This window comes from Yersinia proxima (assembly GCF_902170785.1).
GTDB lineage: Bacteria > Pseudomonadota > Gammaproteobacteria > Enterobacterales > Enterobacteriaceae > Yersinia > Yersinia proxima.
In genome coordinates this window covers 37,064-50,590 of record NZ_CABHYG010000011.1, presented here as the reverse complement: position 1 = coordinate 50,590, position 13,527 = coordinate 37,064, and the positions used below count along the sequence as shown (strand labels likewise).

The following is a 13,527-nucleotide window of genomic DNA, read 5'->3' as shown; positions in this document are numbered from 1 at the left end:
AACCAGTAAGTGATTAGAGTGAGTGAACGCAGCCAACAACCCTGCGGCTTCAAGTACGAAGAGTAAAAAAGGGCATGGGAGAGGCTCAGTTTACATCCGGGAAGTGTTTGAATGGATAATATCGAAGTTCGGGGCGCTCGCACCCATAATCTTAAGAATATCAACCTGATTATCCCGCGCGACAAACTGATCGTGGTCACCGGTCTATCGGGTTCAGGCAAATCCTCACTGGCTTTTGATACCCTGTATGCCGAGGGTCAACGCCGCTATGTTGAGTCTCTCTCCGCCTATGCGCGCCAATTTCTATCGCTGATGGAAAAACCGGATGTCGACCATATTGAAGGTCTCTCTCCGGCCATCTCCATCGAGCAAAAATCGACTTCCCATAACCCGCGTTCTACCGTGGGCACCATCACTGAAATTCATGATTACCTGCGTTTACTGTTCGCCCGCGTCGGTGAACCGCGCTGTCCGGATCATGATGTACCGCTTGCCGCGCAAACGGTCAGCCAGATGGTGGATAACGTCATCAGCCAGCCCGAAGGCCGCCGCCTGATGTTACTGGCACCAGTGGTAAAAGATCGCAAAGGCGAACATACCAAGACGCTGGAAAATCTGGCGATGCAGGGCTATATCCGGGCGCGGATCGATGGCGAGGTTTGCGATCTGTCTGATCCACCAAAATTAGAACTGCAAAAGAAACATACCATTGAAGTGGTGGTCGATCGTTTTAAAGTGCGCGAAGATCTGGCTCAGCGTCTGGCTGAATCATTTGAAACCGCATTGGAACTTTCCGGTGGTACTGCCGTAGTTGCCGACATGGACGATCCTCACGCCGAAGAACTGCTGTTCTCTGCTAACTTTGCCTGCCCAATTTGCGGCTATAGCATGAGCGAGTTGGAGCCGCGCCTGTTCTCCTTTAACAACCCGGCCGGTGCTTGCCCAACCTGTGATGGTCTGGGTGTACAGCAGTTCTTTGATCCAGACCGTGTGCTACAAAACCCTGAGCTGTCACTGGCAGGGGGCGCAATTCGGGGCTGGGATCGCCGCAACTTCTATTACTTCCAGATGCTACGGTCACTGGCTGATCATTATAAGTTTGATATCGAAGCACCATTTAACTCATTGGATGCCACCATCCAGAAAGCCGTGCTGTATGGATCTGGCAAAGATACCATTGAATTCAAATACATTAACGACCGCGGTGATACCACGGTACGCCGCCATCCATTTGAAGGTGTGCTGCACAATATGGAGCGCCGTTATAAAGAGACGGAATCCAGTGCGGTGCGCGAAGAGCTGGCTAAATTCATCAGTAATCGCTCCTGTACTTCATGTCATGGCACACGCCTACGCCGTGAAGCACGTTATGTCTTTGTCGAAAACACCACATTGCCAGAAATCTCAGAACTGAGCATCGGTCATGCACTGAGCTTCTTCCAGAATATGAAACTCAGCGGCCAGCGGGCGCAGATTGCCGAGAAAGTACTAAAAGAAATTGGCGACCGGCTGAAGTTCCTGGTTAACGTCGGGCTGAATTATCTGTCACTGTCCCGTTCTGCGGAAACCCTCTCCGGTGGTGAAGCGCAGCGTATTCGTCTGGCCAGCCAGATTGGTGCCGGTTTGGTGGGTGTGATGTATGTGCTTGATGAGCCGTCCATCGGTTTGCATCAGCGCGATAATGAACGTTTGCTCGAAACACTGATTCACCTGCGTAATCTGGGGAATACCGTGATTGTGGTGGAGCATGATGAAGATGCGATTCGTGCCGCCGACCATGTGATTGATATCGGCCCTGGTGCTGGTGTGCATGGCGGTGAGGTGGTTGCAGAAGGGACGGTTGATGACATTATGGCAGCGCCCGAATCACTCACTGGCCAGTTCCTCAGCGGTAAGCGGGAAATTGCCATTCCAGCTCAACGCGTGGCAGGTGACCCGAGCAAAGTGTTGAAGTTGATTGGTGCCAGCGGTAACAACCTGAAAGATGTCACTCTCACACTGCCCGTTGGGTTATTTAGCTGCATTACCGGTGTTTCTGGCTCAGGTAAATCGACGCTAATTAACGATACTTTATATTGCATTGCACAGCGCCAGCTGAACGGGGCGACCAGTAATGAACCGGCTCCGTATCGTGATATTCAAGGGCTGGAGCATTTCGATAAAGTTATCGATATAGACCAAAGCCCGATTGGCCGCACACCGCGATCTAACCCGGCAACCTATACCGGTATCTTTACCCCTATTCGTGAACTATTTGCGGGAGTACCTGAGTCACGCGCCCGAGGCTACACGCCAGGCCGTTTCAGTTTTAACGTGAAAGGCGGCCGCTGCGAAGCCTGTCAGGGTGATGGGGTGATTAAAGTTGAAATGCACTTCCTGCCTGACATTTACGTACCTTGCGACCAATGTAAAGGCAAGCGCTATAACCGTGAAACGCTGGAAGTGAAATACAAAGGTAAGAGTATTCACGAAGTGTTGGCGATGACTATCGAAGAAGCACGTGAGTTCTTTGATGCCGTTCCGGCATTGGCGCGTAAGCTGCAAACCTTGATGGATGTTGGCCTGTCATATATTTGTCTGGGCCAGTCGGCAACTACCCTATCGGGCGGGGAAGCACAGCGCGTCAAACTGTCACGCGAACTGTCAAAACGCGGCACTGGCCAGACACTCTATATTCTGGACGAACCGACCACTGGCTTACACTTTGCTGATATTCAGCAGCTATTGGCGGTGTTACATCAGTTGCGGGATCAGGGCAATACCATTGTGGTCATTGAGCATAATCTGGATGTGATTAAGACCGCAGACTGGATTGTTGATCTGGGGCCAGAGGGCGGCAGTGGCGGCGGCGAGATTTTGGTTTCCGGCACGCCAGAGACCGTCGCAGAATGCGCAGCATCACATACGGCCCGATTCCTCAAACCTATGTTGCAGCGTAAGTAGCCATTAAATGAGCGCTCCGGGGCAATCTGTCAGCTGTCCTGGAGTGCTTTTTTAGCCCTCAGACAACTAACTCTTGCCGCCGATGTTCGGGCAATCCCTGTAAAACCAATTGATAAGAGCGGTCTATCAGCGAATAGAACTGTGAGTTTGGTAATTTGCCATCCAGAAACACCGTGTTCCAGTGCGCTTTGTTCAAGTGTTCACTCGGCACGATCTCCGGATGTTGCTCTCTCAGGCTTTCTGCCAATTCAGGGCTGGTTTTCAATGAGATAGAGGGGCGTCCTTCCGTCTCGCCTACCATAGCAAACATCACATCTGCTACTTTAATCTGATTCACCTGCCACTTCTCATGGTCGCTCTGCTCTGCCCCAGGTTTGGACATGCAGTATTCCAGTAATGCTGAATTATTCATGGGGATATCTCCTGTAATGGGCCGGTACCGTCTCGCGAAACGGCCTCATAAGCTATTTATTCCATAAAGACTCATTGCATCGGTTACATCTACTGAACCGCCAGTCTGCGCCTTTGACAACTGATTTACTGTGAGCAATGAATGATCGTTTGGCATGTATCAACCACATCAATTAGTATATTCTTTAATCGATTTACAGCCATCGGTCTTGGGCTAAACAAGTAGAAGATAAAGGTAACTCACGGATAGGCGGCGAAAAAAATAAACAAAAAAAGGCGATATTGCTATCGCCTGAGGTTAATGACAACGTGCCCATACCGGTGAAAACAGGCAGATCGTAAAGACGCCGTAAACCCCTCCCTGGGGGCTCGAGCCGCGCCATCCCTGGCGCGGACGCTTTACTCTTCTACCTGTTCTCACCTTGCAAGATCGAGTCGTTGGGGTTTGTCAGCAGTCTGAGGCGATATTCCTATCGCCTTAATTTAAATCATGTGAATAGTAGATTACTGTACCGCTGCAAAAGCCGCCGCAACACGCTGAACATTACTGTGATTGACGCCCGCCATACACATCCGGCCACTGGCAATCAGATACACACCAAACTCTTCACGCAGACGATCCACCTGTGCTGCGCTAAAACCGGTGTAGCTGAACATTCCGCGCTGTTGCAGCAAGTAGTCAAAATTGCGATTTGGTAGTGAGGCTTTCAAGGCTTCAACCAACGTGCTGCGCATTTCAATAATACGCAGGCGCATTTGCTCCACTTCAGCCCGCCATTGCGCCCGTAACTCGGTGTCATGCAGTACTTTGGAAACCACTTGCGCACCGAAGTTTGGTGGGCTGGAATAGTTACGACGAACGGTGGCTTTCAGTTGCCCTAATACACGGCCCGCGACGTCTTCACTCTCACACACCACAGACAGGCCACCGACTCGCTCGTTATACAAAGAGAAGATTTTAGAGAAAGAGTTACTGATCAAACAGGGTAACTCAGCCGCTGCCATCGCACGGATAGCATAAGCATCTTCATTCAGTCCAGCGCCAAAACCTTGATAAGCGATATCCAGGAAGGGGATCAGATCCCGACCTTTCGCCACTTCAATCACTTGATCCCATTGCGCATTAGTGAGATCCGAACCAGTCGGGTTATGGCAGCAAGGATGCAATAACACAATACTTTTGGCGGGTAATTGCTGGAGTGTAGCCAGCATTCGATCAAACTTCACGCCCAGTTTGTCGTTATCGAAATACGGATAGGTGTTTACCTTAAAACCCGCACCACTAAAGATAGCAACGTGGTTTTCCCAGGTAGGATCACTGACCCAGACCTGTGAATCAGGGAAATAATAATTCAGGAAATCAGCACCGACTTTTAACGCACCAGAGCCACCTACGGTTTGGATGGTCGCCACTCGCTGCTGCGCCAACATCGGATGATCTTCACCAAATAATAGCTGCTGTATAGCAATGCGATAGGAGTGCAGGCCTTCCATCGGCAAATAGACCGGTGCTCCGTGCGGCTGAGCATTCAATTGTTCTTCAGCCGCTTGAACCGCTTGCATCAGTGGGATCTCACCCAGCTCATTGTAATAAAGCCCGATACTCAAATTCACTTTATGAGTACGGTTATCGGCTTTAAAACTTTCCATTAGCGACAGGATCGGGTCACCTGCGTAGGCGTCAACATTTTGGAACACGGCGCTGCTCTCCTGAATTAAATAATAATTGTTTATACCTTGATTAGGCAGCTTACCTTATTCACCTAAATATTCCATCGCGACGCGGGAGGTCAGCTTTGTAATCAATTCGTAGGCGCTGATACCTGTGCACGCTGCAATTTTTTCAACTGGCAGTTCAGCCCCCCACAGCAATACTTCGTCACCCACTTTATCTTTTGCATTTGGCCCGAGATCAACAGAAATCATATCCATTGAAACCCGGCCCACAATGCCAACTTCGCGGCCATTCAACCACATCGGGGTGCCTGAAGGAGCGCTACGCGGATAACCGTCTCCATAACCGATCGCCACCACACCCAGACGGGTATCACGCTCACTCACCCAAGTGCCACCATAACCCACAGGCTCACCGGCTTTGTGCTCACGCACAGCAATCAGACTGGATTTCAATGCCATTGCAGGTAATAGACCAAAATGACTGGCATAAGGCTCATCCATCGGCGAAACACCGTACAAGATGATTCCCGGACGAACCCAATCACGGTGCGCTTCTGGCCACAGTAATATGCCACCAGATGCCGCAATAGATTGCTTGCCAGGCTTATCGGCGGCGAAAGTATCAAAACAGTCCAGTTGCTGGCGGGTGGTATCCACTTGTGGCTCATCAGCACGGCTAAAATGGCTCATGATATTGACTGGCTGAATAACATTGTTACACGCACTTAAGCGCTGGTAAAAAGCCTCAGCTTGTTCCGGGCGAACGCCCAGACGGTGCATACCGGTATCGAGTTTCATCCAGACATTGATTGGCGCAGAAAGCTCGGCAGCTTCCAATGCTTCCAACTGCTCAATACTATGTACTGCTGTTTCAATGCGGTTGGCCACCAGAACCGGCAGATCTTCTGCTGCAAAGAACCCTTCCAACAACAAAATCGGTTTCACGATCCCACCAGATCGGAGCATCAGTGCTTCACCGATCCGCGCTACACCGTAGCAATCTGCATCCTGCAAAGTATGTGCTATCTCTAATAACCCATGGCCATAAGCGTTTGCTTTCACAACAGCAATCAGGCGACTTTGCGGCGCCATGCGCCGTACCTGTTGCAAATTATGTCGCAGAGCGCGGCGGTCGATTACTGCTGTTGCCGCTTTCATTTCTTATCCTTATTTATTGATATTATTCACTACTCATCATCGTATTGCGGGCCTGCGTAGTTATCAAAGCGCGACCATTGACCATTAAACTTCAGTCGAACAGAACCGATCGGGCCGTTACGCTGTTTACCCAAAATAATCTGTGCAATCCCTTTCTCATCACTGTTTTCGTGATACACCTCATCACGATAAATAAACATGATTAAGTCGGCATCCTGCTCAATAGAGCCTGATTCACGTAAGTCGGAGTTGACGGGCCGTTTATCTGCACGTTGCTCCAGGCTACGGTTAAGCTGAGAAAGTGCTACGACCGGCACTTGTAGCTCTTTGGCTAATGCTTTGAGGGAACGCGAAATTTCGGCGATTTCCAGGGTACGGTTATCCGAAAGCGACGGGACCCGCATCAATTGCAGGTAGTCGATCATAATCAGGCTTAACCCACCATGTTCGCGGAAAATACGTCGCGCACGGGAGCGCACTTCTGTCGGAGTCAGGCCGGAGGAGTCATCGATGTACATATTGCGCTTTTCCATCAATATGCCCATGGTGCTCGAAATCCGCGCCCAATCCTCATCATCGAGCTGGCCGGTACGGATACGTGTCTGATCGACATGGGACAATGACGCCAACATACGCATCATGATCTGATCGCCTGGCATCTCCAGACTGAAGATCAATACCGGCTTTTCCTGCATCATCGCGGCATTTTCGCACAGGTTCATCGCAAAAGTGGTTTTCCCCATCGACGGACGCGCGGCGACAATGATCAAATCTGACTTCTGCAAGCCAGCAGTCTTCTTATCCAAATCGGTAAAACCAGTTGAGACCCCGGTAACGCCATCATGTGGCCGCTGATAGAGCTGCTCAATACGCGCGACCGTGGCTTCTAGGATCTGATCGACGCTTTTCGGCCCTTCATCTTTATTCGCGCGGCTTTCGGCAATCTGGAACACCTTCGATTCGGCTAGATCCAGCAGATCTTCACTGCTACGCCCTTGCGGATCATAACCGGCATCGGCAATTTCATTGGCGACCGAGATCATTTCACGTACAACTGCACGTTCGCGAACGATATCAGCATAAGCGCCGATATTCGCTGCACTTGGCGTATTTTTTGATAACTCTGCCAGATAGGCGAAACCGCCTACCGACTCCAAATCACCCTTTTGCTCCAGTGACTCAGAAAGTGTGATCAAATCAATCGGCTTACTGTTTTCCAGCAAGCGCTGCATTTCAGTAAAGATTCGGCGATGTGGGCGGCTGAAAAAGTCATTGCTGGCTACGCGCTCAGATACGTTATCCCAGCGCTCGTTATCCAGCATCAAACCGCCCAACACGGACTGCTCTGCCTCCAGCGAATGAGGCGGGAGTTTCAGCCCTTCCATCTGGCGATCGCGTGGCTCTGTCATATTGTTGGTTGGTTTTTTTGCTGCCATGAAAAGTGTTCTTTACCTCTTGCGATAGGATAATGGTTGCGATAGGAAAATAGTGCCGCTTAGTATACGCGATGATACCCGAAGGGTAATTATGAATTCCCTATTACTTATCGGTATTAGCAAGATCTTGGCTCCTCGTGTAGAACCCTGTAGGGTAAAAAATATATCTATCGTAAAGGAGCTAACATGGCAAAGCATATTCAATTTAGCACCACGGGTGGGCCGGAAGTATTGCAATATCTCGACTTCACACCGGCGGACCCTGCGGCACATGAAGTTCAGGTAGAAAACAAAGCTATCGGAATTAACTATATTGATACCTATGTGCGTAGCGGCCTTTACGCACCGCCACATTTTCCGAGTGGACTGGGAACAGAAGCCGCCGGGATCGTGACAAAAGTAGGTGCGGCGGTTAACTCGCTAAAAGTGGGTGACCGGGTAGTTTATGCTCAGTCAACTCTCGGGGCTTACAGTGAAGTACATAATGTTGCTGCGGAGAAAGTTGCCCTCCTTCCAAAACAAATCTCTTTTGAACAAGCCGCTGCTTCCTTCCTTAAAGGGCTGACCGTTCAATATTTATTGCGCCAAACTTATGAAATCAAACCCGGCCAGGTGTTCTTATTCCATGCCGCAGCAGGCGGTGTCGGGTTGATTGCCTGCCAATGGGCAAAAGCGCTGGGTGCCAGGCTAATTGGTACAGTCGGTTCTGATGAAAAAGCCGAACTGGCTAAAGCCAACGGTGCGTGGGCGACTATCAACTACCGCACAGAAAATATCGCCGAGCGCGTGGCTGAATTGACGAATGGCGAAAAAGTGGATGTGGTATATGACTCGGTGGGTAAAAGCACCTGGCTGGACTCTCTTAATAGCCTTAAACGCAGAGGCTTGATGGTCAGCTTTGGTAATGCCTCCGGCCCAGTGACAGGGGTAGACCTTGCTATACTCAACCAAAAAGGTGCGCTGTATGTGACTCGCCCATCACTTAATGTTTATGTCACCAACCGGCAAGAACTGGAAAGCGCCAGCTACGAACTGTTCTCACTGATTATCAGTGGCGCAATTAATGTTGATGTGGCCAAAGCTCAGCAATTCCCACTAAGTGATGCCCGTCGCGCTCATGAAATATTAGAAAGTCGTCAGACAACCGGCTCCAGCCTGTTAATTCCTTAATTAAAGACTTTCATCAATAATGGATAGTTAAATATTACTGTCCATTATTTACAATTATAATTTATTAAAAAAGTTATTTCCTATTATTTTCAGACTGCAGACTAATATATCCTGATTGCCCTCGCGTAACTAAATATATATCCTCAGAGCGTAATATCCAAACAATCAAAATCATTACATACACTGAGGTTTAAATAATGACTAACACTGAAAATAACAGAGATATAGATAAATTGTTAAGCTGCATTTATCATGATAATAAAATAAGTAACTTAGAGTTTCAGATATTACGGGATTTCGCTGATGAGAAATTTGATTTCTTATTAAATAATTATGGTAAGAATAATAATTTATCCGCCTTCCAGAAATCAATGGATGTCACAGTCCAATTAATGCAACAGAGTTTTTTTGATATCAAAGAGAAATGCAAAAGTGATGATGAAAAGAAATTAGCAAAAGAAGCCTTTGATGCACAAATTTCTTATATCATTGCCAACTATGAGCGGTTCTTTTCTAACCTTTAATATTGTTCCTTAATTTATTGCTCATCCGAGGCTCTTCTCATCAAGCCTCACATTGAAAGTAATAACCAGGGCCTCTAACAACTAGGAGCCCTGGTTACACTGTTTTCTTTAATGCAAGTGTAGGGGTACTACAGGGTAGACTGTCAGAACTGAGTGCTGTTTATACAGCTATTGTTAGCTCTGCCAGGGATGAAAATGTGACACCAAAAACGTATCGGATAGCATCCTAGCAAGCTCGTTTGAGAAAAAATACGTTTTCTCCCAGATTCATCCCACTAATCTTTCAGGCTGTGATCGCTGCCGCAAGAAAGCGAAACTTTAGTAACGCCTTACAGTGGGTTTCTGCATTGAACGCCATATCCAGACCACCACAACAGCCAAAATCAACCATGGCAGTAATTTAATCATCATCACAAATAAACCACCTAGCATCATAAAAGCTGCCGCTACCACTAAAGCTGCAAATATGCCCAACAAGGAGATGCCGGTTGCCATCAACATGATGAAAAAACCAATAACAAAAAGAATTTCGAACATGGCTAACTCCTTAATAACGGTGTATCCCCACCGCTGTATCATTAAATAAATGATATCGCCTGAGGTTTTATCAAGAGTATTACAAGAAACGTGCCAATCTAGTAAACGTATCTAACCGGTTGAATTTATTTGCTTTAGATAAAATAAGCCTGCCAGAGAAATAGGCAGGCATGGTCAATTTCACTAACTTATAGTCACTTTTCTTACGAATTGTGCTGTGGGCGAGTCACCAGAGCCAGCGCCTGTTCTACCACGGAAACATCAGCTCCAGGCTTATGTGCATTTTCACTTAGATGACGACGCCACTGGCGCGCACCAGGTATCCCTTGGAAAATACCCAGAATATGACGAGTGATATGACCCAAATAAGCACCGCGTGACAATTCCTGCTCAATATAAGGAAAGAGCGCTTCTATAGCCTTAACACTGTCGACCACCGGTGCATTTGGATCAAAAAGTTCACGATCCACTTGCGTCAAAATACTGGGGTTTTGGTAAGCCTCGCGCCCCATCATCACCCCATCAACATGTTTAAGATGTTCTTTGGCTTCAGCCAGTGTTTTCACGCCGCCATTAATGGCGATCGTCAGAGCCGGAAAATCACGTTTAAGTTGATAAACTCGCTCATAATCCAGCGGTGGTACTTCGCGGTTTTCTTTCGGGCTCAATCCTGAGAGCCAGGCTTTACGGGCATGAATGGTGAATATATCGCACTCACCACGCTCCGCGACAGTTTGCACGAATTCGCACAAAAACTCATAGCTATCCAGCTCATCAATCCCGATGCGGGTTTTCACCGTAACTGGAATAGAAACCACATCACGCATCGCTTTTATACAATCAGCAACCAAGCTGGCCTCAGCCATCAAACAAGCACCAAAACGGCCATTTTGCACTCGGTCAGACGGGCAACCTACATTTAGATTTATTTCATTATATCCACGCTGCTCGGCTAATTTAGCACAATGGGCTAATGCTTGCGGATCACTGCCACCCAGTTGCAATGCAACCGGATGATCCTGTTCGCTATAAGCCAGATAGTCTGCTTTACCATGGATAATCGCACCTGTCGTGACCATTTCGGTGTATAGCAATGCCTGCTTGGTTAACAAACGATGAAAATAGCGGCAATGACGATCTGTCCAGTCGAGCATCGGCGCGACGGAGAAACGCTGTAGGGGGTAACGCGGAGATATGCCTGGCTCATCTTTTTTCATGGCCAAATCGACTAAAGTATGTTCTTGATACATTCGTTGAATTTATTCTTGATTGGCCTCGCGACAGCCCATAAATGGGGCAAAGACTGAACGAGAGTGACGGAAAACGGCTCTTATAATAGCACAAAAATGTACCCGGAAATCCGGAAAATCTTTCTATCGTTTGCTGCAAAAAAGATCCTCCGATGCTATTAAATTTATATTTATTTGGATTTATCTTTGGTGTCCTAAGGGGAATTGCTCTATGACCAATTTAGCCCCTGCATTGGAAAGATGATTCCCCTGATTATACAATCCACCATTTTTATTGATAATCATGCAGTTATGCCCATCACATAAACTATCAACGGGTCTAATAATAATTAAGTTAGGATTAGGTTTAATATAGTTATCTAACTCTTCACTCAATGATATTGCAGCATTATATCCTTTTGTACTTTTATCATAAACTTTCCCGACATTACCATTACTGATATCGAGTAATCTGAAATAATCCCTTTTCACATCCGTTCGTACCGAAGGAATTGGGTAAACCAAAACAACGCGGTGCCCCATGGAAAGCAGTTTATTAATATTATCGGCTAAAGACTCCCATACCAATTGGTTCGGCGCAATTTTCTCTGATGTTATACCTTGAACTGAAGCACCCTCAACAAGTTTGGTATCTTTAAATTGGGCATAATTAGCCGCAATAAGAAACGTCTTTTTATCTGTGAATGCTTTAATCACTTCCCAACGTCTGCGATTGATTTCTGGACACTCTGGCGCAGTTCCAAACCATAAGTTATCTGACACAAAGGAGCATTGTTCATATGCCAGAGATATAATGCCTTTACCTTGCTTAGCCAACTCTGTTTGCAACGCATATTCAAAAGACCCAGCATAGCTATCACCAATAACAACCCAACTTTGATCGCCAAATCGACATGCATCCAGAGGGTCTCTATTCCCACATGATGGCACCGCATCACCTGAAAGGTAATTCCTCCCTTTTGTGTTACCGTCTAATCGTCTAAATTCAGGTACTTTAAATTCTTGATACATCTTTTTTGCAACAGGAGATAAACGTTCTCCCGTTGAATCAGCAAAGCCATTTTTAATAATAACTACACCAGCAAAGATAACCAGAATGAGTACTGATACCAACATCACTATCCATTTCCATAGTGCAAGTTGTGTTTTCCTAAATGGTTTTTCGATTAAATAAAATGATATGACAGCAAAAATTACTGTAAAGACAGTTAACATTAAAGATGTTTTATTGTCTATACTGCCAATTTTTATTCTATAGAAAACAAATAGCGGTTGATGCCAAAGATAAACGGAATAAGATATAGCGCCAATAAAAATTACAGGTTTGGCTGATAATAGTGACGTGGCGATATCATTCTGTCGCGAAAAATAAATAATAATACATGTTCCCAATATGGGAATAGCTGTAATGAATGAAGGGTGTAAAATCTTATCATCAATAAAAACAATTGAAATTATAATAAGAAGCAAGCCGATAATAGGCATTATTTTAGTGTAATTATCTTTTAGCCTAATTTTATTTTCCATTAAAAGAATGGCAACAATGCTACCTGCTAATAACTCCCACATCCTTGTCGGTAATAAATAAAAAGAAAAATTCGGTTGCCAGAATGATAGAAATTGAGCCAATAACAACGATAATAAAAGCAAACATACAATAAATATCCATTTATTGCATTTAAAATACCTGAATGCAAGAACACATAAAAATGGAAATATTAAATAAAACTGCCATTCAACAGATAAGCTCCATGTATGTAATAATGGCTTGTATTCACTTGAGTCAGAGACATAAGTATCTTCATCAAAAAAATAAAAATTTGATACAAAAAATAGTGCGGATAGCAGCGTTTTTGCATAAACCACCAAACTATCTGGCAATAAAAATCTATAAGCAAAAAAAGAAGTAACGATCAGTATGAAAATTAATGCTGGTAATATTCTCTTCGCTCTTCTTAAGAAGAACTCACGTATGGAAAATTTATCACCCTCTAAATCAGAAAATATAATTGAAGTTATCAAAAAACCTGATAATACAAAAAATATATCAACACCAAAAAAGCCACCTTTAAATAATTCATAACCCAAAATAGATAACTTAGCGTGGTAGAAAACCACGGCTAAAACAGCTATTGCCCTCAAACCATCTAACTCGGCTCTATATCTCAAGTTGTGGGACATATATTTCTCTATAGTTTTATAAATTATATTTTTTATTACATAAAAATCATTATAAATAAAAAGATAGAGCCAGGTAAACAGATTAATACAACCAGATGATTTTATTAGATTTCATAACCAGAGTTAACTCACTATAAAGTGTTTTATTTTACTTCCATGAAGTTCACTTCGACTGATACCAATAGATGAGATTGGTTTTGTGAACCGCAAACCATCAATCAGTCTAAACACCTGTCATTA

General features: G+C 45.7%; 10 protein-coding genes. 3 read left to right on the top strand and 7 right to left on the bottom strand.

The window, feature by feature from the left end:
• Positions 1 to 111: 111 nt before the first annotated feature.
• Entirely contained in the window at positions 112 to 2,943 is a 2,832-nt protein-coding gene (uvrA, locus tag FTB31_RS09080; RefSeq protein ID WP_005174389.1) for an excinuclease ABC subunit UvrA, read from the top strand.
• A 58-nt stretch (positions 2,944 to 3,001) separates the two neighbouring features.
• On the opposite strand, the gene FTB31_RS09075 is transcribed toward uvrA, so the two are convergent.
• The 4 genes from FTB31_RS09075 to dnaB form a co-directional block, all read right to left on the bottom strand.
• The gene (locus tag FTB31_RS09075; protein WP_050078180.1) at positions 3,002 to 3,355 is read right to left on the bottom strand and encodes an MmcQ/YjbR family DNA-binding protein; all 354 of its coding nucleotides are present in this window, start codon (positions 3,353 to 3,355) and stop codon (positions 3,002 to 3,004) included.
• Between the two features lie 503 nt (positions 3,356 to 3,858).
• On the bottom strand, positions 3,859 to 5,052 hold the full coding sequence (locus FTB31_RS09070; RefSeq protein ID WP_227720299.1) for an amino acid aminotransferase: 1,194 nt from the start codon (positions 5,050 to 5,052) through the stop codon (positions 3,859 to 3,861).
• 57 nt (positions 5,053 to 5,109) lie between these two features.
• Positions 5,110 to 6,189, bottom strand: coding sequence for an alanine racemase (alr, locus tag FTB31_RS09065; protein WP_050078178.1), 1,080 nt, complete (start codon positions 6,187 to 6,189; stop codon positions 5,110 to 5,112).
• A gap of 29 nt (positions 6,190 to 6,218) precedes the next feature.
• A complete protein-coding gene (gene dnaB / locus FTB31_RS09060) occupies positions 6,219 to 7,625 on the bottom strand; it encodes a replicative DNA helicase (protein WP_025376782.1) in 1,407 nt (468 codons plus the stop codon).
• A gap of 186 nt (positions 7,626 to 7,811) precedes the next feature.
• Between dnaB and FTB31_RS09055 the strand changes: the two genes are divergently transcribed.
• Positions 7,812 to 8,795, top strand: a complete 984-nt coding sequence (locus FTB31_RS09055; RefSeq protein WP_077175492.1) for a quinone oxidoreductase — start codon at positions 7,812 to 7,814, stop codon at positions 8,793 to 8,795.
• A 197-nt stretch (positions 8,796 to 8,992) separates the two neighbouring features.
• Entirely contained in the window at positions 8,993 to 9,319 is a 327-nt protein-coding gene (locus FTB31_RS09050) for a hypothetical protein (RefSeq protein WP_050078176.1), read from the top strand.
• A gap of 318 nt (positions 9,320 to 9,637) precedes the next feature.
• Here FTB31_RS09050 and pspG read toward each other — a convergent pair whose 3' ends face one another.
• From pspG to FTB31_RS09035, 3 genes are all read right to left on the bottom strand, one after another.
• Positions 9,638 to 9,856 carry an envelope stress response protein PspG gene (gene pspG / locus FTB31_RS09045; RefSeq protein WP_050078175.1) on the bottom strand — a complete coding sequence of 73 codons (219 nt, stop codon included), beginning with the start codon at positions 9,854 to 9,856 and terminating at the stop codon, positions 9,638 to 9,640.
• A gap of 203 nt (positions 9,857 to 10,059) precedes the next feature.
• Positions 10,060 to 11,106, bottom strand: coding sequence for a tRNA dihydrouridine(20/20a) synthase DusA (dusA, locus tag FTB31_RS09040; protein ID WP_050078173.1), 1,047 nt, complete (start codon positions 11,104 to 11,106; stop codon positions 10,060 to 10,062).
• 180 nt (positions 11,107 to 11,286) lie between these two features.
• The gene (locus FTB31_RS09035; RefSeq protein ID WP_050078172.1) at positions 11,287 to 13,287 is read right to left on the bottom strand and encodes an acyltransferase family protein; all 2,001 of its coding nucleotides are present in this window, start codon (positions 13,285 to 13,287) and stop codon (positions 11,287 to 11,289) included.
• Positions 13,288 to 13,527: the final 240 nt, after the last annotated feature.

Coding starts and splice junctions, on each gene's coding strand:
- uvrA (WP_005174389.1), top strand. CDS start 112: ATGGATAATATCGAAGTTCGGGGCGCTCGCACCCATAATCTTAAGAAT.
- FTB31_RS09075 (WP_050078180.1), bottom strand. CDS start 3,355: ATGAATAATTCAGCATTACTGGAATACTGCATGTCCAAACCTGGGGCA.
- alr (WP_050078178.1), bottom strand. CDS start 6,189: ATGAAAGCGGCAACAGCAGTAATCGACCGCCGCGCTCTGCGACATAAT.
- dnaB (WP_025376782.1), bottom strand. CDS start 7,625: ATGGCAGCAAAAAAACCAACCAACAATATGACAGAGCCACGCGATCGC.
- FTB31_RS09055 (WP_077175492.1), top strand. CDS start 7,812: ATGGCAAAGCATATTCAATTTAGCACCACGGGTGGGCCGGAAGTATTG.
- FTB31_RS09050 (WP_050078176.1), top strand. CDS start 8,993: ATGACTAACACTGAAAATAACAGAGATATAGATAAATTGTTAAGCTGC.
- pspG (WP_050078175.1), bottom strand. CDS start 9,856: ATGTTCGAAATTCTTTTTGTTATTGGTTTTTTCATCATGTTGATGGCA.
- dusA (WP_050078173.1), bottom strand. CDS start 11,106: ATGTATCAAGAACATACTTTAGTCGATTTGGCCATGAAAAAAGATGAG.
- FTB31_RS09035 (WP_050078172.1), bottom strand. CDS start 13,287: ATGTCCCACAACTTGAGATATAGAGCCGAGTTAGATGGTTTGAGGGCA.